This is a genomic window from Streptomyces sp. NBC_00038 (genome assembly GCF_026343635.1).
Taxonomy (GTDB): Bacteria; Actinomycetota; Actinomycetes; order Streptomycetales; family Streptomycetaceae; genus Streptomyces.
In genome coordinates this window covers 632,827-656,201 of the sequence record NZ_JAPELQ010000002.1, presented here as the reverse complement: position 1 = coordinate 656,201, position 23,375 = coordinate 632,827, and the positions used below count along the sequence as shown (strand labels likewise).

Annotated in this window: 21 protein-coding genes; 4 read left to right on the top strand and 17 right to left on the bottom strand. The window is 70.8% G+C overall.

Features of this window, described 5'->3' with window-relative positions; all coding sequences use genetic code 11:
• Positions 1-12: 12 nt before the first annotated feature.
• Entirely contained in the window at positions 13-207 is a 195-nt protein-coding gene (locus OG219_RS46045; RefSeq protein ID WP_266837988.1) for a ferredoxin, read from the top strand.
• Positions 208-364: 157 nt separating this feature from the next.
• On the opposite strand, the gene OG219_RS46040 is transcribed toward OG219_RS46045, so the two are convergent.
• The gene (locus OG219_RS46040) at positions 365-919 is read right to left on the bottom strand and encodes a TetR/AcrR family transcriptional regulator (RefSeq protein WP_266837441.1); all 555 of its coding nucleotides are present in this window, start codon (positions 917-919) and stop codon (positions 365-367) included.
• Positions 920-1,011: 92 nt separating this feature from the next.
• Here OG219_RS46040 and OG219_RS46035 point away from each other — a divergent pair, with 92 nt between their 5' ends.
• The gene (locus OG219_RS46035; RefSeq protein ID WP_266837439.1) at positions 1,012-1,470 is read left to right on the top strand and encodes a nuclear transport factor 2 family protein; all 459 of its coding nucleotides are present in this window, start codon (positions 1,012-1,014) and stop codon (positions 1,468-1,470) included.
• Positions 1,471-1,480: 10 nt separating this feature from the next.
• Complete coding sequence (locus tag OG219_RS46030) at positions 1,481-2,014, top strand: flavoprotein (protein WP_266837437.1); 534 nt, start codon at positions 1,481-1,483, stop codon at positions 2,012-2,014.
• On the opposite strand, the gene OG219_RS46025 is transcribed toward OG219_RS46030, so the two are convergent.
• The 7 genes from OG219_RS46025 to OG219_RS45995 form a co-directional block, all read right to left on the bottom strand.
• Complete coding sequence (locus tag OG219_RS46025) at positions 1,998-2,945, bottom strand: hypothetical protein (protein WP_266837435.1); 948 nt, start codon at positions 2,943-2,945, stop codon at positions 1,998-2,000. The two genes, OG219_RS46030 and OG219_RS46025, sit on opposite strands and share 17 nt — an antisense overlap.
• 118 nt (positions 2,946-3,063) lie before the next feature.
• A complete protein-coding gene (locus tag OG219_RS46020) occupies positions 3,064-4,611 on the bottom strand; it encodes a glycosyltransferase family 39 protein (RefSeq protein ID WP_266837986.1) in 1,548 nt (515 codons plus the stop codon).
• 322 nt (positions 4,612-4,933) lie between these two features.
• Positions 4,934-5,851 carry an endo alpha-1,4 polygalactosaminidase gene (locus OG219_RS46015; RefSeq protein WP_266837433.1) on the bottom strand — a complete coding sequence of 306 codons (918 nt, stop codon included), beginning with the start codon at positions 5,849-5,851 and terminating at the stop codon, positions 4,934-4,936.
• 197 nt (positions 5,852-6,048) lie between these two features.
• Positions 6,049-6,855: a phytanoyl-CoA dioxygenase family protein gene (locus OG219_RS46010; protein ID WP_266837431.1), complete on the bottom strand. Its 807-nt coding sequence runs from the start codon at positions 6,853-6,855 to the stop codon at positions 6,049-6,051.
• A gap of 78 nt (positions 6,856-6,933) precedes the next feature.
• Positions 6,934-7,416, bottom strand: coding sequence for a universal stress protein (locus tag OG219_RS46005; protein WP_266837429.1), 483 nt, complete (start codon positions 7,414-7,416; stop codon positions 6,934-6,936).
• 5 nt (positions 7,417-7,421) lie between these two features.
• Positions 7,422-8,720: an arsenic transporter gene (locus OG219_RS46000; RefSeq protein WP_266837427.1), complete on the bottom strand. Its 1,299-nt coding sequence runs from the start codon at positions 8,718-8,720 to the stop codon at positions 7,422-7,424.
• Between the two features lie 125 nt (positions 8,721-8,845).
• Positions 8,846-11,236 (bottom strand): SpoIIE family protein phosphatase, encoded by a 2,391-nt coding sequence (locus OG219_RS45995; protein WP_266837425.1) that lies wholly within the window; start codon positions 11,234-11,236, stop codon positions 8,846-8,848.
• 282 nt (positions 11,237-11,518) lie between these two features.
• Between OG219_RS45995 and OG219_RS45990 the strand changes: the two genes are divergently transcribed.
• On the top strand, positions 11,519-14,617 hold the full coding sequence (locus OG219_RS45990) for a glycoside hydrolase family 2 TIM barrel-domain containing protein (RefSeq protein ID WP_266837423.1): 3,099 nt from the start codon (positions 11,519-11,521) through the stop codon (positions 14,615-14,617).
• Positions 14,618-14,744: 127 nt separating this feature from the next.
• Here OG219_RS45990 and OG219_RS45985 read toward each other — a convergent pair whose 3' ends face one another.
• The 9 genes from OG219_RS45985 to solA all read right to left on the bottom strand — a co-directional run bounded on the left by OG219_RS45985 (position 14,745) and on the right by solA (position 23,332).
• Complete coding sequence (locus OG219_RS45985; protein ID WP_266837421.1) at positions 14,745-15,899, bottom strand: PLP-dependent aspartate aminotransferase family protein; 1,155 nt, start codon at positions 15,897-15,899, stop codon at positions 14,745-14,747.
• A 15-nt stretch (positions 15,900-15,914) separates the two neighbouring features.
• On the bottom strand, positions 15,915-17,129 hold the full coding sequence (locus OG219_RS45980) for an NAD(P)/FAD-dependent oxidoreductase (RefSeq protein WP_266837419.1): 1,215 nt from the start codon (positions 17,127-17,129) through the stop codon (positions 15,915-15,917).
• A complete protein-coding gene (locus OG219_RS45975; protein WP_266837417.1) occupies positions 17,126-17,461 on the bottom strand; it encodes a bifunctional 3-phenylpropionate/cinnamic acid dioxygenase ferredoxin subunit in 336 nt (111 codons plus the stop codon). The genes OG219_RS45980 and OG219_RS45975 overlap by 4 nt, the downstream gene beginning before the upstream one ends.
• On the bottom strand, positions 17,458-18,624 hold the full coding sequence (locus tag OG219_RS45970) for an aromatic ring-hydroxylating dioxygenase subunit alpha (RefSeq protein WP_266837415.1): 1,167 nt from the start codon (positions 18,622-18,624) through the stop codon (positions 17,458-17,460). The genes OG219_RS45975 and OG219_RS45970 overlap by 4 nt, the downstream gene beginning before the upstream one ends.
• A 43-nt stretch (positions 18,625-18,667) precedes the next feature.
• Positions 18,668-19,630, bottom strand: coding sequence for a glycine betaine ABC transporter substrate-binding protein (locus OG219_RS45965; protein ID WP_266837413.1), 963 nt, complete (start codon positions 19,628-19,630; stop codon positions 18,668-18,670).
• A gap of 95 nt (positions 19,631-19,725) precedes the next feature.
• A complete protein-coding gene (locus OG219_RS45960) occupies positions 19,726-20,493 on the bottom strand; it encodes an ABC transporter permease (RefSeq protein ID WP_266837411.1) in 768 nt (255 codons plus the stop codon).
• Positions 20,483-21,487: an ABC transporter ATP-binding protein gene (locus OG219_RS45955; protein ID WP_323183377.1), complete on the bottom strand. Its 1,005-nt coding sequence runs from the start codon at positions 21,485-21,487 to the stop codon at positions 20,483-20,485. The genes OG219_RS45960 and OG219_RS45955 overlap by 11 nt, the downstream gene beginning before the upstream one ends.
• On the bottom strand, positions 21,480-22,127 hold the full coding sequence (locus OG219_RS45950) for an ABC transporter permease (RefSeq protein WP_266837409.1): 648 nt from the start codon (positions 22,125-22,127) through the stop codon (positions 21,480-21,482). The genes OG219_RS45955 and OG219_RS45950 overlap by 8 nt, the downstream gene beginning before the upstream one ends.
• The gene (solA, locus tag OG219_RS45945) at positions 22,124-23,332 is read right to left on the bottom strand and encodes an N-methyl-L-tryptophan oxidase (RefSeq protein WP_266837407.1); all 1,209 of its coding nucleotides are present in this window, start codon (positions 23,330-23,332) and stop codon (positions 22,124-22,126) included. Before solA ends, OG219_RS45950 begins: the two co-directional genes overlap by 4 nt.
• Positions 23,333-23,375 lie beyond the last annotated feature (43 nt).

Below are 23,375 nucleotides of genomic sequence, written 5' to 3'. Positions count from 1 at the left end.
GCGGCCATGAACATCGACATCTCCATCGACAAGGACGTCTGCATCGGAGCGGGCCAGTGTGCCCTCACCGCCCCGGGCGTCTTCACCCAGGACGACGACGGATTCAGCGAGCTGCTGCCGGGCCGCGAGGACGGCGACGGCGACCCGATGGTGCGGGAAGCGGCCCGGGCTTGCCCGGTCGGGGCCGTCACCGTTACCGAGACCTGAGAGCCGGGCGGATCCCGACGGGCGGGGGACCTGTCGGACCTGCGGGACCTTGAAGTCCTGTGAGGTCCGCGGGTCACTCGTCCAGGACAGCCAGATCGAGGCGGCGCAGGCGACGGCGCTGGCCGCCACAACAGCGGGAGCGGCCTGAGCGGTTGCCCTATCGCCGGGCTTCCACCAGCGCTCGCGCCGCTTCTGCCGCCTGCTCGGCGGGCTCCGTGGTCCGCGTGATGCCCGCGGTCACCATGGCGCCCTCGGCGAGTAGATACAGCTGGTCCGCGAGGGGGGAGGGGAGCCCGGCCTCGGCCACCAGACCCCGCAGATACTCCCTGAACGCGCTTTTGTGGGAGCGGACTTGAGCGCTTACACGCGGCGAGGTGGCGCCGAGTTCCCCGTACGAGTTGATCCAGGCACACCCTCGGAAGTCGGGCTCCGCGAACCACCGCCCCAGCCAGTCGAACACCGCCAGGACGCGCTGCTCTGGCTCCCCCTGCCGGTCGACGTACTCGGCCAGCCGCTGTCGCCAGCGGATGTCGCGCCGCTCCAAGTACGCCTCCACCAGCTGCTCCTTGGCGGGGAACAGTTGATAGAGGCGTTTGAGGGAGACCCCCGAAGCGCCGCGGATGTCATCCATGCCGACGGTCTGGATGCCGCGGCCGTAGAACAACTCCTCCGCGGCGTCCAACGCCTGCTCGCGGGCGGCTGTGCTGTCCATGTACGGGCCATTCCTTGACGGGAGAACGGTGGTTCTCTACGTTAGCAGCCACCGGGGAGAACGATGGTTCTCCCGCTCTTCGAGGAGGCCCCATGACCGCCCGCCCGCCCCTCCCGCCGTTCACCCGCGAGACCGCCGCGCAGAAGGTCCAGGCCGCCGAGGACGCCTGGAACACCCGCGATCCGCACAAGGTCTCGCTCGCCTACTCCGAGGACTCCGTCTGGCGCAACCGCGACACCTTCGTGAAAGGTCGAGCCGAGATCGTCGAACTCCTGACGGCCAAGTGGGCGCGCGAACTGGAGTACGCCCTGCGCAAGGACCTCTGGGCCTTCGACGGCAACCGCATCGCCGTCCGGTTCCAGTACGAGTGCCGCGACGCCGACGGCCAGTGGTGGCGCAGTTACGGCAACGAGCTGTGGGAGTTCGACGAACACGGCCTGATGACCCGGCGCGAGGCGAGCATCAACGACGTACGGATCGAGGAGAAGGAGCGCCGGATCCTCGGCCCGCGCCCTGAGGTCGAACGCGGGGACACCTTCCCGGTTCACTAGGGTCTTCCGGGTGAGCGAACACGCCGAAAAACCCTTCCTCTACGTCGTCGTCTGCGCGGCCGGGATCGCGGTGGAGGTCCCTGCACTGATCACCGCGGCACAGGAGCGGGACTGGGAGGTCGGCGTCATCGCGACCCCGCAGGGCCTCGGCTTCATCGACGCGACGGCAGTCGAGGCACAGACCGGCCGCCCGATCCGGTCCGCGTGGCGGTCTCCCGGCGACCCACGCCCCTTCCCGGCCCCCGACGCGGTGGCCGTGGCACCCGCCACCTTCAACACCGTCAACAAGTGGGCTGCCGGAATCTCCGACACCCTCGCACTCGGAACTCTCTGCGAGGCGTACGGACTTGGTGTTCCGATCGCCGTACTGCCCTGTGTGAGCGAGGCGTTGGCGGCCCACCCCGCCTACCGGGCGAGTGTCGACCGGCTGGGCGGGATGGGGGTCAGGTTCGGGGATCCGTACTCCGGGGAAGCGCAACAGGACGGCGGGCGCCCGGAGTTCCGCTGGGAGCGGGTGCTCGACCTGCTCACTCCTGGCAGGTGACGGTGGGGCCGACGAGCATGCCCCCGGTGAACACGGCCTGGCCCTGCGGCATCCAGTAACCCGCCTTGGAGACGACGGTGGAGCAGGTGTCCTTCACCGACACGCGGACGACGACGGTGGAGGGCCTGCCCGGCTGGAGATCGGTGAGCGCGCAGTCCAGCGCGTGGCCGCTTCTCGCCGTCGACGGGTAGCTGCCGGTCAGCGGATTCACGCAACGGGCGTCGGACGTGGTCAGCTCCACGCCGGACGTCTCCTCGCCGATGATGCCGAGGCGTGCGCTGCCGTCCCCGCGGTCGCTGTCGCGCGCGACCGTGTACGTCAGAGTGGTCACGGTGTTCGGGCGCAGCACGCTCCGGTCGACCTCGATGCGATGCGTGGGCGGTGCCTTCGGCTCGGTCAGGGTCAGTGTGGCGTGGACCTCTCCGCGCAGATCGACTCCGGCGGGCGACGAGCGCACATGCACGCTGCCGCTGACGTCGTAGGTACCGGGGCCGGGGTACTCCTTGCCGCTGGGGAGCGGGCCCGTCCCCACGGTCTGCCCGTCCCGCCGTACGGTCCAGGTGCCCGAGGTGAGACAGACGTACCGCACGGTGCCGCGCCCTCCGCATCGGGCCGGAGCCGACACGGACATGTTCGGACCGCCGGTGCCCACGCAGAGGCTGACGGAGGCGCGCTGCCCGCCCTCGCCCTTGAGGGTGCCCGCGTGCGCGCAGAGCGTTCCCGGAGTGGGCGCGGGGACAGGGGCCGGAGCGCCGGCCGGGGGAGCCTCGGACCTGAGCACGGCTTCCGCGGGCGGCGGCCCCCAGGCGGCCCACCCGAAGGCGGCGGCCAGCACCGCCACCACGCCGAGTGTCCTGGACGTCCTCCGAGGCATGGAGCGTGTGAGCACCGGTTCCTCCTGCACGGCCGCGACCGGCCCGGTGCCGGTCATGCGCTGTCGACGATGCGCGACCGGCCGACCGCCGTGAGGCTCCCACGCCGGACCGTCACCTGAGGGCAGGAACCCCGGGGTCTCCGGGCCTCGGGGGCTTCGGCCTCTTGCCCACGGCCTACGGCCTGCGGAAGATCGTGATGGAGTGACCGACCTCGTCGACCGGTGTGCTGCCGTCGAGCAGCGCCGTCAGCCGTCCGTCGGCCGTGGCGATCGAGGAGTCCGAGACGACGAGCAGACCGTGCACCTCGTCCGGCGGCACCTCGCGCGGATCGGCCGCCTCGATGCCGTAGTACGAGGGCACCCCCGCGCCCTTGTAGACGAGCCAGACCCGCTCCTGTGGGTAGCGCTCGTCCAGACGGTCGGCCAGGCGGCCCAGGTCCTGGCCCCAGTCCACGTTCGAGTCGTGCAGCCGCAGATGGGTCTTCGACGGTCCGCCGAACGCCTCGTTCGAGTACGGCAGGTAGTACGGGTACGCGCGCAGCGAGCTGACGGCGACGAACAGGACCAGGGCCGCCGTGACGACGTACGCCCATCGCCGCCGGAACGCGACGACCGCTGCTGCCGCCACCGCGAGGAACATCGGAACGAAGAGGGCGTAGCGGACGCCGAGGTCGCGGGAGCCGTCCATCGCGGCGGCCAGCAGCAGCGCCGGCGGGACCAGCACGTACGGGGCCGCGGGCCGCAGCCGGGGAACGGTGAGCATCGCCACCGCACCGGCCGACCACAGCACGAGCATGCCGAGCGGTGTCTTCACCAGCAGCGCGGTCGGCAGGTAGTACCAGAGCGCACCGCGATAGTGTCGGCCGAACAGGAAGCCGCCCCACTGGTGGTACTCGTAGCTGAACTGGATGCGCATGCCGTCCCGGAACGGCTCCGGGAAAGGCAGCCAGTCGACGAGGAGCGCGCGCGTTCCACGGATGACCGGCAGGTCTCCGGGGGCCGTCCAGCGCAGATGCGGATCGACGACGAGGTAGGTGGCCCACACCACGGCCAGGGCCACAAAGGCCACACCGGACGCCGCCGCCACGCCTCGGCGCACCTTGGCGGCCGTGCCGAGGCCGGGCCCCCGCCAGACGGACACGACGGCCAGGAGCAGCAGCAACGGAACGGCGGACAGCACGCTCATCTTGGTGGCCATCGCCGCGCCGAGCGCCGCCCCGGCGAGCGGGAGGCAGAGCAGCGGACGCCGCCGCGCCTGCCACAGCAGCCACACCGACGTCAGGAGGAATCCGCAGGCCGGCATGTCGAGGGTGGCGAGCGAACCGTGCGCGATGACGTCCGGCGAGAAGGTGTACAGGGCGAGTGCCACCAACCCGCCCGCCCGGCCCACGAGTTCACGGGCGAACGTCACGACGACCAGACCGAACAGCAGCGTCAGCACGATCACCGGCAGTCGTGCCCACAGCATCAGCCGCCAGGGGTCGTTGCCCGACTCGTACAGCAGACGCTTTCCCAGAGCCGTCTGATCACCCGTGAAGTCGGAGTCCAGGTGCGGGTGGGCGAACACCAGCCCGCTCCCGATGATCAGTTTGCCCAGCGGCGGATGTTCCGGGTTGTAACGCAGGCTGTGCTGCTGGACGTAGACCACCGCCGTGCCCGCGTACACGGGTTCGTCGATGGTCGGCGTCTGCCGCACGGCCGTCGTGACCATCGCGAACGCCATCTGCGCCAGCAGCGCGACCACCGCGAGCAGGAACAGCCGCCGCCGGGGCACGTGGAAACGCCTCGGCGGGTTCCCGCTGGTCGCCGACAGGTGTTCCGCCTGCCTGCCGACGGGGAATGTCAGCATGCCTGTTGGTACGTCCGATCCGTACGCCCGCACTCACCCGAGGGCACCTGTCCTTGCGTGCCCGTCGGCCCGCCGGCCGGTCGCGGTCATCCAGCAGGAATCGCGACCGGAATGCCGAGTATGCACCGTCACCCGACATCTCCGGACGCGCGGGGCGTGCCGCCGGAGCGGAGAGGCGTCGAACGGGCGTCAGGAGTCAGCGGGTCCTGCGGACGTAGTCCTCGTCGCCGGGCGTCGACACCATCACATCCCGGCGCACGATGCTCAGCCGGTCACCGAACCCCGAACGGGCCTTGCGCAGACCGCTGTCGGTGTACTCGATGACGACCACCCGGTCGTCGAACGCTTTGGCGTACGCCCCGCACTCGTCGTACTCGCCGCACTCTTCCGCCACCGCGAAGTCGAGCCCGGTCCTGGCCCTGAGCCCGGCCAACTCCACAGTGTTCTTCTGTGCGATGGCGAGATCGCGAGCGTGTGCGTGGGCCGAGAGCAGGGTGATGAACGCGGTGGCGTCGTCGGCGGTCAGCAGGTTCTGGGAGCGGGTGTAGCTGTCGTAGTTGTCCGGCTCGACCGCGTCGAAGCCCTTGTCGGCGCAGCCGTCGATCCACTGGTTGACCCGCGCCGCGACGCGCTTGCGCTTGGCCGGTGTGCCGATGTCGAGCAGCGCCTCGTCCCAGTCGCCGTCGACGACGACCTCACCCTGCGCGTCGCGCAGCAGCAGGTCGGCGGGCCACTGTTCCTCCTCGCCCGGCTGGACCTGGAAGGCGTTGACGTAGCAGATGTTGTAGAGGCCGGGCGCCGGGGACTCGGAGCGGTCGCGGCTGACGATCCGCACGCCGGACGGCGGGGGATAGGCGCCGCCGATCTGGTAGTCGAACCCCGCGTGCAGCGGCGGGAGTTCGACGTTCGTCGGGGGCGTGGTCGGTTTCGGGGTGGGGGTCGGCTTCGCAGTCAGGGTCGGAGTCGGAGTCGGAGTCGGGCTCGGCTGTCGCGGCGCGGCAGCCGAGCCTTCGCCTTCGTCCTCACCGGAACCGCAGCCCACGAGCATCGACATGGCAGCCAGGACAGCGATCGTCCCTAGACCACCGACGCGGGCAACACGCTTGACGGACATGTCCGCTCCAGCAATCGCGAGTACGGCCCCGCCTCGGACGCTCCCGCGATCCTGGCGACTTGGGCCGGACTTGAACCATGTCCGCTACCGGCTGGGCGTACCTCTGCGTGCCGGGTCTCAGCACGGCACGAAAAGATCCAAGCGTGCGGGCCACGCCCACGTCAAGCGCACCCCGTCGCGCGGGGGCGCCGGTCACGTCAGTGCGGACCCGGCGCCGCGAACTCCGTACCGCAGGGGCCCGCGCCCTCGCTCTCGGGCAGGGGGACGGGTGCCCCGCTCATCGTCAGCGTCCGGTAGAAGCCGCCGATCCGCTGGGTTGAGCGGCCGACGTAGTGGCCGATGAAGGAACGGCGGAAGCGGTCGGAGCTGCGGTTGGGCCCGGAGCCGTGCACCAGGCTGCCGTTGAAGAACAGCACGTCGCCCGGCGCCATGTCGACGGGCACGGCGGTCAGTCCGGGCGGCGGGGGCACGTAGTCACGTACGAAGGACACCTCGGCGTCCGCCTCCTCCGGGCAGAACAGATCCATGCGGTGCGTGCCCGGCACGACCTCCAGACCGCCGTTCTCGCGGTCGATCACATCGCAGGCGATCCAGGCGGCCACACAGGTGCCCGGCTCGACCCGCAGATAGAAGTTGTCCTGGTGCAGCGCCTGACCGCGGGCACCGGGCGGCTTGAAGTAGAACATGCTCTGCGCGGCCAGGACTTCCTCGCCCAGCAGCGTTTCCATGATGTCCCGCAGGCGCGGGTCGAGGAGGCGGTGCAGGGAGAGCGCGTTGATGCGGTGCGGGTGCAGGACCCGTGGATAGGCGTGCAGCGGATCGGCCGGGCCTTCGGCCTCGGTGGCACGGGGTTCGAAGTGTCCCGGCACCGGGCCCGCGGCGTGCAGTGCCGTGAACTCCGCGCACAGCGCCTCGATTTCGGCGCCGGTGAACAACCCGGGCACCACCGCGAAGCCGTCGCTCTCGAACCGGTCGTGCAGCGCGCCCATGTCCGTGACTGTCATCCGGCCGTCCCTTCTCGCCTGTGTCCAAGATGCCTTACGCCGGGTCGCCCTGCCTTGCGACGAGGTCCGCCTGAAGCCCTACGGAGCGGCGCCGGGCAGGGTCGTGACCTCCGGCGCCGTTTCCGGCCAGACCAGCAGCACAGGGCAGGGGACGTGGTCGACGACGAAACGGCCGGCCGGTCCCAGGCTGCGCGGGCCGAGGCGGGAGCGGTCGCCGTCCCTGGCCAGCACCAGCAGGTCGGCGCCCTCGGCGGCGGCGACCACCTCCCGCTCGGCGCGCCCGGTGCGTTCCAGCCGCGTGCATGGGCGGGCCAGCCGCTCGGCGGCCGCGTCGAGGAGCCGCTCCGCCGAGGAGGTACCGAGGTCTTCGAGGCGGTCACCGGGGTCGTGCTCGGAGTGGGCGCGGCCGAGCAGCCCGGCGAAGGCGCCGTATGCCAGGCCGGGGACACCGGGCTCGTCGACGTGGAGCAGCACCACATCCGTCGCGTGCGGCGCGTGACGGTGCACGGCGTCCACGCACGCGGGCCAGGTTCCCTCGACGAGCCAGACGATCACCCGCATGTGTTTCAGCCTCCGACGACTTGGAGTGAGAGCCACAGGGCCAGTACGGCCGGGATCAGTGCGGCCGGCACGGCGATCAGGCCGAGCCGGGTGAACTCCTTGAGGTCGACTCCATGTTCGTGCTGGTGCACGATACGCCGCCACAGCAGGGTCGCCAGGGAGCCCGCGTAGGTCAGATTGGGGCCGATGTTGACCCCGAGCAGGACGGCAAGCACCGCGCCGGAACCGGAGCCGGCGGCCAGCGGGATGAGTACGAGGACCGCGGGCAGGTTGTTGATCAGGTTGGCCAGCACGGCCGCGAGCGCTGCGATGCCGAGCAGCGCGAGCAGGCCGCTGCCGTCCGGAAGCAGCCGCCCGAGGGCGTCGGCGAGCCCGTTGTCGACCACCGCCCGTACGACGATGCCCAGCGCGAGCACGAACGCCAGGAAGGCCGGCGCGGTGGCGCGGGCCACGGTGAGCGGGGTGGCCCGCCGACGGACGAGGGCGCGCGTGGCGAGCACCAGTGCCCCGGCCGCGGCGGACCACGCCGGATCGATGCCGAGCGCGGAGGCGACGACGAACCCCGCGAGTGTGCAGCCCACCGTGACCAGCGCGAAGAGCGGCATGGCGGGCGGCTCACCGACTTCGGGCACCGGGATGGCTGCAGCGCCCAGGTCGCGGGCGAAGAAGCGTCGGAAGACCACGTACTCGGCGCCGATCGCGACCAGCCAGGGGAGGAGCATCAGCGCGGCGAAGCGGGTGAAGCTCAGACCGCTGGCGCTGAACGCGAGCAGATTGGTGAGGTTGGAGACCGGCAGGAGCAGCGAGGCGGTGTTGGAGAGATGGGTGCAGGCGTACACGTGGGGCTTGGGGCGGGCGCCCATCCGTGCCGCGGTGGCGAACACGACGGGGGTGAGCAGCACGATGGTGGCGTCCAGGCTGAGCACCGCGGTGATCGCGGAGGCGAGCCCGAAGACCGCGGTCAACAGTCGGCCGGGGCGGTCCGCCGCCCAGCGCGCCATCCATGCTCCGCAGGCCCGGAAGAGCCCCTCGTCGTCGCAGAACCGGGCCAGCACCAGCACCGCCGCCAGGAAGCCGATCACCGGTCCCAGATGCGCGGCCTCCGTGACGACGTGGTCCCAGGAGATCGCGCCGGTGACGATGACGAGGGCGGCCGCGGGAACCGCCACTACCGCCTCGGGCCAGTCGAAGGGGCGGATCACGGCGCAGGCGAGCACCACGACCAGCAGGACGATGGAGAGGGCTTCGGCGAGCGGGGCGTTCAGGGTTCGGTCCTCCGGGACACGGGCGTGGTGCCCCTTCATCCAACCAGGCCGGCCGCGTCGGGCCGGCTCGCCACCCTCCCCGAGGAAGCCGTCCGTGACGCGTGGGCCGAGTGCCTTGCCCAGGGACTTCCTCCGAGGCCGTCGGCAGACGTACGCCGACTTCGTCAGTCCTCGACCAGCGTCAGTTCCGCCCAGATGGTCTTGCCGTCGGTCGTGTGGCGGCTGCCCCAGCGTTGCGTCAGCTGGGCGACGAGCAGGAGTCCCCGGCCGCCCTCGTCGAAGATCTTGGCCCGGCGCAGATGCGGTGCGGTGTGGCTGCTGTCGGAGACCTCGCAGATCAGGGTGGTGGCGTCGTGGATGAGGCGCAGCCGGATGGGTGGTTCGCCGTACCGGATGGCGTTGGTGACCAGTTCGCTCACCACGAGTTCGGTCGTGAACGTCGCCTCGCTCAGGCTCCAGTCGTCCAGCTGGGCGACGACCTGCTTGCGGATCGCCGCGACGAGGGCCGGGTCGGCGGGAATGTCCCAGGTCGCCACCTGGGAAGGGGGCAGCCCGTGGGTACGGGCGAGCAGCAGGGCCACGTCGTCCGGGGCGCCGCCCATGGGCAGCAGCGACCGGAGGATGGCGTGGCACGCCCCCTCCAGGGAGTCCGAGGAGCGCTCCAGCGCGTCGCGCAGCAGCTGATGCCCGGCGTCGATGTCCCGCTCGCGGCTCTCGATCAGGCCGTCGGTGAACAGCGCGAGCACCGTGCCTTCGGAGAGTGCGAGTTCGACGGACTCGAAGGGCAGTCCGCCCAGGCCGAGCGGCGGCCCCGCGGGGAGGTCGATCTCCCGGGCCGGGCCGCCCGGCGGGAGCATCACGGGCGGTGGGTGGCCCGCCCGGGCCAGGGTGCAGCGCCGGGAGACCGGGTCGTACACGGCGTACAGGCAGGTGGCGCCGACCTCGCCGGTGGTGCCCTCGGCTCCGGCCTCCGCGGACAGTCGTACGACGAGGTCGTCGAGGTGGGTGAGCAGCTCGTCCGGGGCCAGGTCGATGTCGGCGAGGGTGCGGACCGCGGTGCGCAGGCGCCCCATGGTCGCCGAGGCCTGGATGCCGTGGCCGACCACATCGCCGACGACCATGGCGACCCGCATCCCGGACAGCGGGATCACGTCGAACCAGTCGCCGCCCACCCCGGCGCGCGCCGCCGGAAGGTAGCGCGAGGCGGCCTCCACGGCGGCCGTCCGGGCCAGCGACTGGGGGAGCAGACTGCGCTGGAGGGCCAACGCGGTCTCGCGCTCCCGGGAGAAACGGCGGGCGTTGTCGATGCAGACCGCGGCCCTCGCGGTGACCTCCTCGACGAGCAGCACGTCCTCGGGGGTGAAGGGGTCGGGCCGCCGGTAGCGGGTGAGGACGGCCACCCCCAGGGTCTGGCCGCGGGCCCGGATCGGCACCGACATCGTGGTGTGCACCCCGTACTCCTCGACGCGCTGGGCGCGCCGGGTGTCCACGGAGAGCCAATCCTTGAGCGAGGCGGCGGCGTCCGGTGCCACGATCGTCCGCCCCGCCGTCAGGGAACCCGCGTGCGGTGAGGAGGCGGGGTAGACGTCGACCTCTCCGGGCTGGAGGACCGACTCGGGGGAGCCCGGGTGCACCGACTGATGGGCGGCCCGGCGCAGTGTGATCGGCACGGTAGGGGGCTCGGCGCGGTACTCGCCCGCGTGCTCCGGGGGATCCAGCAGATCGACGCTGACGAAGTCGGCGAGCGCGGGCACGCAGACGTCGGCGAGCTCCTGGGCCGTTCGTGTGACGTCGAGGGTGCTGCCGATGCGGAAGCTCGCCTCATTGACGAGCTGGAGCCGCTCGCGGGCCTTGTACTGCTCGGAGAAGTCGTGCGCGGCCATGCACACGCCCCGCACCCGGCCCTCGGGGTCGATCAGCGGCGCGATCCGCGCCAGCCAGGCGTGCGCGCGGTCCTCGCCGCCCGTGCGCAGGAACGTCTCCACGTCGCGACCCGTTCCGGAGTCGAACACCTGGTGCAGGTGCTCCTCCAGCTCCTCGCTCTCCGGTTTGCCGCCGATCTCGGAGAGTCGCAGGCCCAGGATGCGGTCCTCCGGCAGACCGACCACGTCGGCCATGGCGCGGTTGACGCCGTACAGCCGCAGGCGTTCGTCGTATACCGCGGTGGGGCATGGGGACTGCGCCAGCACGGCGGTAGTCAGGGGGTCGTCCAGTGGGCGGCGCGGGCTGGCTTCCAGCGGGGTGACCACGAGCCAGTCGCCGCTCTTGTCCTGCCGCGGCGGCCGGTGATGGGCCAGTACCCACACGGACACGGTGGAGCCGTCGCGGTGCCGCAGATCGAGGGTGCCGTTCCAGCGCTCACCACGAGGGATTCGCGACCCGGCCGGAACGGTCGCGTCGGCGGTCAGCAGAGCGGCGGCGGGCGTGCCCTCGACTTCCGCCGGGGCATGGCCCAGCAGACGGCGGGCCCCCTCGTTCCAGTGGACCAGGGTGCCGTTCTCGTCGATGACCGCCCGTGCTGTGGCGGCCTCGTCGAAGGGGTGGACCGGGCTCATAGTCGCCACTCCATTGCGCACACTCACAGTGAACAGGCGCGTCACTCCTGTACCAGCCTAGTGCGTGGACGGCCACAGCACTCGGGACACAGCTCTCCGCGCCAGGGGGCACGTTCTGTCGATCGCGCCGTCCCGCCTGCCCCGGTGGTTTCGGGCCGATCGTGACGCGCGGGACGGAAGTGAGTGCCGGACTCTTGACGGCTGCACGTGTCACCCCGTCAGAATCTGTTTATTCACGATCAGTTGTGATGACTTATGGGCCCTTGACGAGGGAGAGCCGCCATGACGGTCACTCGAAGATCGGTATTGATCGCAGGAACCGCCTTACCGGCGGCCGGGGCACTGTCGGGCGCCGCCGACGCCTGGGCCGCGTCCTCCGGGCACACCCCGGGCAGACGCACGCTCCCCTTGCGCGACGGCTGGCGCTTCGCGCTGGTCGACCCGGGTGGTGTCACCGACCCCACCGGCGCGTACGAGGGGGCCGCGGACCCCGGCCACGACGACTCGGCCTGGCGCGAGGTGGCCGTACCGCACGACTGGAGCATCGAACTCACCCCGACCACCGAACACGGCACCAGCAGCGGAACCGGCTTCCTCCCCGGCGGCCTCGGCTGGTACCGCACCACCTTCACGCTGCCGCCGGCCCTCGCGGGCAAGCGGATCTCCGTGGAGTTCGACGGCGTCTACATGGACTCGTACGTGTACTGCAACGGCACGGAGGTCGGCCGACACCCCTACGGATACACGGGGTTCGCCTTCGACCTCACCGAACTGCTGCACACGGACGGCGGCACCGACAACGTCATCGCGGTCCAGGTCAGGAACCAACTCCCCAGCAGCCGCTGGTACTCGGGCAGCGGCATCTACCGCGAGGCCCGCCTGGTCGTCACCGAGCCGGTGCACGTCGAGCGGTGGGGCACCTACGTCACGACCGAGGAGCTGAGCGATGCGCGGGCGGTCGTCCGCGCGCAGGCGACCGTCGTCAACTCGTCCGGCACCGACAGCCGGGTCACGGTCCGGTCCAGAGTCGTCGGCCCCGACGGGCGCACCGTGACCCGCGCCGATTCCACGGTCACGGTGGGAGCGGTCCCACATGTGGAGCCCCACGAACTCACCGTGCCCCGCCCGCGGTTGTGGTCCTTCGACACCCCGCACCTCTACACCCTGGTGACGGAGCTGAGCGTCGGCGGGGAAACGGTCGACACCTACCGCACGACCTTCGGCATCCGCCAGGTCGTCATCGACGCCGACAACGGCCTCTCGCTGAACGGTGATTACGTCAAGCTCCGCGGCGTCAACCTCCATCACGACCTCGGCGCGCTGGGCGCCGCCGTCGGCGCGGACGCCGTGGAACGCCAGCTGACCATCATGAAGAGCATGGGCGTCAACGCCCTGCGCACCTCCCACAACCCGCCCTCACCGCAGGTCGTCGCCGCCTGCGAACGGCTCGGCATCGTCATGATTGTCGAGGCCTTCGACTGCTGGCGGCGCGGCAAGAACACCTACGACTACGGCCGGTTCTTCGACCAGTACGCCGACGCCGACATCGCCGAGATGGTCGGCGCGGCCCGCAACTCGCCCGCCGTCATCATGTGGTCCATCGGCAACGAGATCCCCGACTCGACCTCGACGGCGGGTCTCGCCATGGCCGACCGGCTCATCGCCGGCGTCAAGAGGCTCGACACCAGCCGCCCGATCGTCATCGGCTCGGACAAGTACCGCTCGCTGCCCGCCGTCGGCTCCCCGGCCGACCTGATGCTCGCCAAGATCGACGGACTCGGCCTCAACTACAACACCGCCAAGTCGGTCGACGCCCTGCACGCCCGCTATCCGCAGCTGTTCCTGTTCGAGTCGGAGTCCTCGTCCGAGACGTCCACGCGCGGCACCTACCAGGAGCCCGAACACCTCAACACCGGCGAGAACCACACCCCGGGCAAGCGCGCGACCTCCTCGTACGACAACAACCTCGCCTCCTGGACGATGAGCGGCGAGTACGGGCTGAAGAAGGACCGGGACCGCAAGTGGTTCGTGGGCGAGTTCCTGTGGTCGGGCATCGACTACCTGGGCGAACCCACGCCGTACGACGTGTTCCCCGTGAAGGCGTCCTTCTTCGGCGCCGTCGACACCGCCGGGTTCCCCAAGGACACGTACCACCTCTTCAAGAGCCAGTGGACCAGCGAGCCGATGGTCCATCTGCTCCCCATGAGCTGGAACCACGAGGAGGGCGACACGGTCGAGGTCTGGGCATACGCGAACGTCGACACCGTGGAGCTCTTCCTCAACGGAACATCGCTCGGCACAAGGAGCTTCGACATCAAGAAGACCACCGACGGCCGCCCCTACCTGGAGACCACGGAGGCCACCGGCGACGACAAGACGGTCACCGGCGGTCCCTGGCCCGGCAGTTACACCAGCCCGAACGGCAGCGCGGGCAAGATCCACCTCAGTTGGAAGGTGCCGTACGCGCCCGGCGAGCTGAAGGCGGTGGCGCGCAGCGACGGCCGCACGGTCGCCACCGACGTCCTGCGCACGGCCGGGGCATCGCACGCGATACGCCTCACCGTGGACCGCAAGTCACTGACTGCGGATGGGCGTTCGCTCGCCTTCGTGACGGCCGAGGTGGTCGATGCCCGAGGCGTGGTCGTGCCCGACGCCGAGAACCTGATCGCGTTCGCGGCCGACGGCGGCTCCCTGGCCGGACTCGACAACGGACGGGAGGAGAGCGCGGAGCGCTACCAGGCCAGCACGCGAACAGCCTTCCACGGCAAGGCACTTGCCATCGTGCGAGCGGGCACGAAGGCCGGGTCCGTCAAGGTGACGGCACGCTCGGACGGGCTGCGCACGGGGACCGTCTCCCTGCGCGCCACCCCCGGCCGCTCCAGGGCGACCACCCCGGCCGCCGCCTTCGAGCCCGACCCGGGTCCCGGCGCCCCGAACTACCCCTTGGCGGACGCCAGTTACTCGGGCCGTGCCGACACCCTGCCCGCCGCGATGCTGGACGGCGACGCGGCCACCGGCTGGTCCAACGCCTTCTACAAGTCGGCGACGGCCCTGCTGCCCGCGTTCAGCGGAGCCCGCCCCGAGGACTGGGTGTCGGTGACCTGGGCGCGTTCCCGCACCGTCGACCGGGTGGAGGTCTCGTTCACCGTCGACGCGACGCACACCCTGCCCGCGTCGGTCGAGGTGGAGGTCTGGGACGGTGAGCGATATGTGCCGGTCAAGGGCGCGGCGGTGGACTGGGCGACCGCGTCCGACGCGGCGACGGTGATCACCTTCGACGCGGTACGGGGCTCACGGCTCCGGCTCGTCCTGACGAGCCGCCACCCCGGCGAGGCCCACGGGCACCACCGCGTCAGCCGACTTGAGGTGCCCGCGGGCTGAGCACCACGGTGTGCCGGTCGCCGACCGCATGGACCGCGCCGGCGTCCCGCACGGTTGACGGGTGGCCGACCGGCGCGGCTGAGCGGGCGGCCGGCCGGCCACACTTCAGCCGCGCCGGCCTGCCCGCTCATCCGCCCAACGCCCGGTCCAGATCGGCGATCAGCTCGTCGCAGTCCTCCAGACCGATGGACAGCCGCAGCAGCGAGTCGTCCACACCGACCGCGGTTCCGGCCGTGGTGCAGTGGGTCATCCGGGCCGGGTGCTCGATCAGGGATTCCACGCTGCCCAGCGACACGGCGAGCGTGAACACCTCCGTGCGCTCGCACACCAGGCCCGCCGCGTCCGCGTCCCCGTCCACCACCAGCGACACCACACCGCCGAACCCGTGCCGCATCTGCTTCGCGGCCAGCGCGTGGTCGGGATGGGAGGCGAGGCCCGGGTAGAACACCTCGCGCACCGCAGGGTGGGTCCGGAGGAACTCGGCGATCCGCTGGGCGCTCTCACAGATCTGCCGCATCCGCACCGGGAGCGTCTTGACACCGCGCTGTACCAGCCAGGCCTCCTGCGGTGCCGCCATCGTGCCGAGCATCCCGACATGACGGGTGATCACCTCACCGAGCTCCGGGTCCGCGCACACGACCGCGCCGCCCGTGATGTCGGAGTGCCCGCCCAGATACTTGGTGGTGGAGTGCACGACCACGTCGGCGCCGAGGGCCAGCGGCCGCTGGAGATACGGCGACGCGAAGGTGCTGTCGACCACGAGCAGAGCCCCCGCGTCATGGGTCAGGGCCGCGACGGCAGCGATGTCCGTGACCTTGAGCAGCGGGTTCGACGGTGTCTCGGCCCAGACCAGCGCGGTGACACCGGGACGCAGCGCGGCGGCTACCGCGTCCAGGTCGCCCATGTCGACGGCTGTGTGCTCCAGCCCCCACCGCCGGTAGACGTCCGAGACCAGGTCCCAGGTGCCGCCGTACACGTTGTCCGGGATCACGATGTGCGCCCCGGACCGGCCCAGGGCCTGCAGCACCGTCGTGCTCGCCGCCATACCGGAGGCCACGGCCACCGCCGACGCCCCGCCCTCCAGGGAGGCCAGGCACTCCTGCAGGGCGTCACGCGTGGGATTGGCGATCCGTGAGTAGTCCCAGCCGCCGTCGACGGGCCGGGCATGCGGTCGTACGAAGGTGGAGGCGAGGTAGACCGGAGTGGTCACCGAACCGTTGTGCCGGGCCGGGTCGTGTCCGGCGTGCACGGCGCGGGTCGCGAAAGAGCGCTCGGAGGTCATGGCGCGGAGATCTCCTCATCGTCGGTGGTTCTGGGGGACCTGCGGCGGCGCGGGAGAGGCCGGCAGCGGCCCGGCGGCGGCGATCAACCGACGGGCCCGGCCGAACAACTTGGGCTGGTTCATGGCCAGTACGGCCGTCGGCAGACCGCCCCGGCGGAAGACGGCGAGAAAGCTGCGTGACGCGAAGCTGCCGTCCGTGACCTCGACCTGGTCGTCGGGCTCGGTGTGTCCGGCGAACTGGATCCGCACGCCGAACTGGTCCGACCAGAAGTACGGAGCCGTGGTGTACGCCGCCGTGCTTCCCGGACCGTCGAGCAGCCGCGCGGCCGCGACGGCGGGCTGTTCGAGAGCGGCGGTCCAGTGCTGGGCACGGTGATGACGGCCCAGCCAGGGATGGAAGGGGCGGGCACAGTCCCCGACGGTCACGACACCGGGCAGAGCGGTGCCGCACCCCGCGTCGCACACCACGCCGTCGTCCAGCACGAGACCGCTCCCCGCCAGCCAGTCCACCGCGGGACGGGAACCGATCGCGACCAGGACCACGTCCGCGGACAGCTGCCGTCCGTCGGCCAGCCACACCCCGGTCACCCGGTCACGGCCCGCCAGACCGGTCACCGCCGCGCCCGTGATCAGGCGGATTCCGTGCTCGGCGTGGAGCGCGGCACTCACCTCGTTCCCGACCCTGCCGAGGATCCGGGTGAGCGGCGCGGGCCCGCGCTCCACGACGGTGACATCGAGGCCGAGGGCCGCCGCACTGGACGCGGCTTCGGCACCGATCAGCCCGGCGCCCACGACCACCAGCCGTGCCCCCGGCCGCAGTTCGGCCCGCAGTGCCTCGGCGTCGGCGAGGGTGCGCAGCACATGAACGCCCGCGAGCTGCGCCGTGCCGGGCAGTGGTACGGCGGTGGCGCCGGTGGCCACGACGACGCCGTCGCACACCACCCGGGTGCCGTCGTCCAGGTGCACGGCACGCCCGGCCGTGTCCAGCAGGACCGCGCGCCGGCCCAGCCGCCGGTCCAGGTCCAGCGCGGCGTCGGAGTCCGCCGTCAGAGTGAGGTCGGCCGCCTGCGCCCGGCCCAGGAGAAAGTCCTTCGACAACGGCGGCCGGTCGTACGGCGGGACGTCCTCCGCGCCGACGATCACCAGCCGCCCGTCGTAGCCCCGGGCCCGTAGCGCGCGGGCGGCGGACAGTCCGGCCAGGGACGCCCCGACGACGGCGACACTCCTCATCGGCCGCTCCCGGCGGATGCAGCCGTGTCCGTCCCGGCGTCCACGTGAACGACACCGTCGCGCACCTCGACCGCGTACACCCGCACCGGCCCCATGGCCGGCGGTCCGCTCGGGCGCCCGGTGCGCAGGTCGAAGCTAGCCGAGTGCAGCGGGCACTCGACGAGGCAGCCCTCCAGCCAGCCGTCCGAGAGATAGGCCTCCTGGTGGGTGCAGCGGTCGTCGACGGCGTACAGCTCTCCGTCGGCGTTGAACACCGCGATGCGCCGGTGCTCGGTCTTCACCACGGCCACCTCGCCGGGCGGGAGTTCGTCCAGCCGGCACACCTCGATCACGACCGTTCCCCCTGGCCGGGGAGGTCCGAGCCCATGGCTTCCTGGTACCAGCGGTAGTACCAGCGGCCGATGATCTCCTGCTCGGTGGGGACGAGGACCCCGCCGTTCCGGTAGGCGCGGGACTTCATGTTCGGCTGGCACCACTGGGACGCGGCGAAGTCCTGCTCGTTGACACGGTGGAACAGCTCGACGCTGTCCGCGATGTCGTACGCCGCTCCCTGCGCGACTGTCTCCGGCGGGAACAGCCACTCGCACACCACCCGGGTGGTCTCGGGCGTGAGCATCTCGAAGCGGTGGATGATGACATGGTCGGGGAGGAGCGAGATGAAGCAGTTCGGCCGCATCACCATCCCGTAGTACTTGCGGTCGTCGTGCTCCTCCAGGCCCCCGATACGCGGGAGTTCGGCGGTCCCGCTGACTGAGAAGGACGTCTTGCCCTCGGCGAAGAGATAGCCGTCGGTGTCGTACGTCGCGTCCGCGCCGCCGGTGAGATTGCGGAACTGGGGGAGTGTCTCGACGAGTTCGGGGTGGATGGTGCCGCAGTGGTAGCACTCCTGGAAGTTCTCCTGGATGATCTTCCAGTTGGCGGCGACCTCGTAGTCGACGCGCTTGCCCAGCACCAGGTCGGCGAGCCCGTAGCGGGCGAACTTGTCCCGGTCGCCGCCGAGCCGGTAGTCGAGCTGTGGCCAGATCTGCTCCTCGAAGGGCTCGGGGTCGGCGGCCAGGCTCACCCAGACCAGGCCGTGCCATTCGGCGAGGTGCACCGGGTGCAGGCTGTAGTCGGCCTTGTCGATGGAGTCCATGGACTGCCAGTTGGGGGCCGTGATCAGGCGGCCGTCCAGCTGGTAGGCCCACGCGTGGTACGGGCAGCGGATCGCCTTGCCCGCATCCCCCGAGTCGGTCAGGCACAGCTGGGCGCCGCGGTGCCGGCACACGTTCAGGAATGCCCGCAGCTTCCGGTCCCGGCCGCGCACCACGAGCACGGTCTCGTCGCCGAGCGCGGTGCGCACGAACCGGCCGGGCGTGGGCACGTCCTCGGCCCGGCACACGTACATCCACTGCTTCTCGAAGATGTTCCGCTTCTCCAGTTCGAAGACCGCGGGGTCGGTGTAGTAGTGACCGGGCAGCGTCGGCAGGAACACCGAGGCGGGGGCGGTGGTCATCGGCGTACTCCTCTCAAGAACCGGGGGACCGGGTGCAGTGAGGTCAGTTGAGAAGGCCCTTGGAGTCCAGCCAGTCCTGGGCCGCCTCCTCGGGGGTCAGGCCGTCCACGTCGACGTCCGCGTTGAGTTTCTGCAGGGTCGCGTCGGTGAGCTTCGCGGTGACCGGCGCCATGATCTCGGCGATCTCCGGGTACTTGTCCGCGATGGCATCGGGCAGTGTCAGCGACGCGTTGTAGACCGGGAAGAAGTGCTTGTCGTCCTCCAGCACCTTGAGCTTGAGTGATTCGATGCGGCCGTCGGTGGTGAACACCTCGCCGAAGGTGCAGGTCTTGCCCTCGCCGGTCTCGTTGTAGATGACGCCGGTGTCGAGCATCTTGATGTTGTCGTCGGGCACGTCGATGTCGTACGTCTTCTCCACGCCGGGCCAGCCGTCGTCGCGGGTGGAGAACTCGCTCTCCAGACAGAAGGTCGCCTTGGACGGGTCGGACTTGGCGAGGGCCGCGATGTCGGAGAGCTTGGTCAGACCCAGTTCCTTCGCCGTGTCCTCGCGCAGGGCGAGGGCGTAGGTGTTGTTGAGGGGCGCGGGCTCCAGCCACACGATCTTGTTCTTCTCCAGGTCCTCGTCGCGCACGTCCTCGTACTGCTCCGTCGCGTCCGCGATCGGGGTGGTGTGTTCGAGGTAGCTGATCCAGCCGGTGCCGGTGTACTCCCAGTACAGGTCGATATCACCGCTGGTGAGAGCCTGGCGGGTGGTGACCGAGCCCTTGATGTTGGTCTTGTCCTCGACCTCGGCGCCATGCGCCTGGAGCACCTTCATGGTGATCTGGCCGAGCACGATGTTCTCGGTGAAGTCCTTGGAGCCCACGGTGAGGGTGGCGCCGTCGAGTTCGTCGCCGGCGCTGCCGGTGGCGGCCTGGGTGTCGCCGCCGCAACCGGAGACGAGCAGCGCGGTCGCGGCGGCCGAGGCGAGCAGGGCGGAGGTTCTGGCAGGGCGAGGCAGAGGCATGGGCATGGGCATGGGCATGGCGAGACTCCGTGCTGGTGAGGGGGACGGGCGTGCGATGCGGGGCCGCATGATTCGACAAGGCGACCCGGTCGGGCCTACAGACCCTTGGGTTTGAGGAGGCTCTCGGCGACGCCGCCGAGCCAGTCGAGGAGGAAGGCGACGGCGCAGGCCAGCACGCTGCCGGTGACGAGGACCGGCATCCGCTGGAGCTTGATGCCGTTGACGATCATGTCGCCGAGACCGCCCGCGTTGACGAAGGTGGCGATGGTCGCCGTACCGACCGCGAAGACCAGGGCGGTGCGCAGCCCGGCGAGGATCACCGGCACGGCGAGCTTCAACTCGACCAGCAGCAGCACCTGTACGGGCCGCATGCCCATGCCCCGTGCGGTCTCCACGAGGGAGCGGTCGACCTGATCGATGCCGGTGATCGTGTTGCGCAGCACCGGGAGCACCGCGGAGGCGACCAGGCCGATGACCGCCGTACGGAAGCCCACGTCGAGCTGGATGGTGAGCAGGACGAGCAGTCCGATCGCGGGGACGGCCTGTCCCGCGTTGGCGATGACGAGCACCAGTGGGGTCGCCCGGCGCAGCAGTGGCCGGGTGACGAGGATTCCTGCCGGGACGGCGATGACGACGACGAGCAGCGCGGCGGTGAAGCTGAGCCGCAGATGCTCGGTGACCCGCTCCACGATGTACGTACGGTTCAGGGTTCGCCGCTCGATGGAGTCCAACTCCTGGGCCGATACCCAGAGATAGAGGGTGCCGAGCACCAGGGCGAGGGCGGCTGGGGTGCCGAGGTGCCGGAGGGCGGCCGGTCGGCGGAGTGCCGGGACCTTGACAGGTGACAGGGATTCAACCGACATGGGTCTCCTCCTGTGCCGACAGGGCGCGGCACACGTCCGCGAAGGCCAGCGCGCCGGTGACCGCGCCCGCCTCGTCCACGACGGTCACCGACTCGCCGCCCCGCTGGAGGATCAGATCCATCACGTCCCGCAGGGAGGCCGAACCGTCCACGGTGGGCAGCGAGTTGGAGGCGGCCGGCACCGGGCCCAGCTTCACGTCGGCCACAGTCGCCAGGGCGAGTTGCTTCAGGTACGGGGCGGAGCCGATGAAGCTGCGTACGTAGTCGTCGGCCGGAGCGGCCAACAGTCGCGCCGGTGTGTCGTACTGGACGATCCGCGAGCGCTCGGCGAGGACGGCGATCCGGTCGCCGAGCTTCAGCGCCTCCTCGAAGTCATGGGTGACGAAGACGACCGTCTTGCCCAACTCCCGCTGGAGCCGCCGGAATTCGGTCTGCAGCCGCTCCCTGGTGATCGGGTCGGTGGCACCGAACGGCTCGTCCATCAGCAGAACGGGGGGATCGGCGGCCAGGGCCCGGGCGACACCGACGCGCTGCTGCTGCCCGCCGGAGAGCTGCCGGGGGTAGCGGGCGCGGAAGGCGGCCGGGTCGAGCCCGGTCATCTCAAGCAGCTCGTCGACCCGCGCGCTCACCTTGGCCTTGCTCCAGCCGAGGAGCTTGGGCACGAGCCCGATGTTCTGCGCGATCGTCATGTGCGGGAAGAGACCGATCTGCTGGACCACGTAACCGATGTGGCGGCGCAGCTCGTTCGGGTCGAGGCCCAGCACGTTCTGGCCGTCGATGGAGACCGTGCCGGAAGTCGGTTCGATCAGCCGGTTGATGATCTTCATCGTGGTGGTCTTGCCGCAGCCCGACGGCCCGACGAACATCGTGGTCTGCCCGGCCGGTATCTCCATGGTGACCTTGTCGACGGCGGGTTCCCGCTGCCCCGGATAGACCTTGGTGAGCTCGTCGAGGCGGATGCTCAGGCCGCGGCCCGTGCGCGCGGTGTCAAACATGGAGCCCCCTCGGGGTGGTCAGGCGGCGCAGCAGTACGTAGAAGAGGTCGAAGGCGAGCGCGACGAGGACGACGCCGACGGTTCCGGCGATCGCTTCGTTGAGCGCGTTCGCGGAGCCGAGCCGGGACAGCCCGTCGAAGATCGGCAGGCCGAGCCCCGGACCGGCCACGTAGGCGGCCATCGCCGCGATGGCCACCACCATCTGCGTGGCGACACGGATTCCGGTCAGGATGTACGGCCAGGCGAGCGGGAGTTGGACGATCGCGAGCACCCGGGCAGGGCCGAGGCCCATCCCGCGGGCCGCCTCGACGACGGCCGGGTCGACCTCGCCCAGGCCCACCACGGTGTTGCGCAGGATCGGCAGCAGCGAATAGAGGGTGAGCGCGGTCAGCGAGGGAGCCCAGCCGAGGCCGAGCAGCGGGATCAGCAGGCCGAGCAGTGCGAAGGAGGGAAGGGTGAGCAGCCCGCCGGCGGTCGCCGTGGCGGCCGCGGCGAGCCGGGGCCGGTTCCAGGCGAGCACACCGGTGCCGACCGAGACGGCCGTGGCGATCAGGACCGCGAGCGCCACAAGGAGGGCGTGCTGCGCTGCCTGGTCAAGGAGCAGGTCGCCGCGGCGCTGCAGATACTCACCGAAGGTCATGACCCGCCCTCCGGATTCCGCGCGGCCTCGGCGAACCTGAAGTCGCTCGGGTGGTCGGGGTCCGTGATCGCCGGGCGGTCGACGGCGAAGGCCTCGATGGGCCAGTCCGTGCCGCCCTTCGTCGCCAGGTCGGCGAGGATGTGGCCGATCAGCCCCGCGAACTTGGCCGCGTGCCCCGCCCCCACGAAGACGGAGATGTTGGGGTGTCCCGGCACGGTGTCCAGGACGAAGTTCCGGTCGGCCGGGAGGTCGTAGACGCAGGTCTTGCTGAGCAGTTCGGGGCCGACGGCGCCCGGCAGGTACTCGGCCAGGAACTCCGCGACCTCCTCGGTCTGCTCGGGATTCGGTTCGTACGAGCGGGTCTCCTGGGTGACGAAACGGCCCGACATGTCACGGGCGGCCTTCACCGCCGCCTCGCCGTACACCGGGAAGCCGTAGAAGGTCCGGTCGTGCCCGTGGAAGATCCATATGGGGAAGCGGTCCGGTGCGAACGGGCGCAGGTCCGGCGCCGCGAAGTAGGTGACCTGTTCCTGGGTGAGGGTGAGCGGGATGTCCAGGTCGAGACCGGCCAGCGCTGTCCCGGTCCAGGAACCGGCGCACACGGTCAGCGTGCCGCCCTCGTACACCGCGTCGTCGGTGTGCACCTCGACGTGGTCGGGATGCGGAACGACCTTCCGTACCGGCGAGTTCTCCAAGAAGGTCACGCCGAGCGCGAGCGCCCGCGAGACATGCGCGGCGTTCGCCCGGCGTATGTCGAGGATCCCGGACTCCGCCTGGAACAGGCCGAGTACGTCGTCGCCGATCCGCCACTGCGGCCAGCGACCGCGCAGGGTGCCCGCGTCCAGGACCTGGTAGCGGTGGCCCTGCTGGGCGAGGGCTCGCGCGTAACTGCCCAGCTCCGCCTCGCCCGCGCTGCCCACCGGGGCCAGATGCAGACCGCCGGTGATGTGCAGCAGCGGCAGCCCGGTCTCCTTCTCCAGTTCCCGCCAGTGGTCGTAGGAGTCACGGGTGAGGGCCGTGTAGTCGGTCGAATGGTACGAGTGCCGGATGATCCGTGAGTGGTCCTCGGAGGCACCGCGGTCGTGCCCGAGCCCGAACTGCTCGACGGCGAGGACGTCACCGCCGCTCTGCCTGCCGAGCCAGTAGGCGGCGGCGCTGCCGATGCCCCCGACGCCGAGCACGATGTGCGCGTACCTCTTCTTCATCCGGCATCCTCCCGCTGTGGTGGGCGTGCTGCTGGTGTTCGGA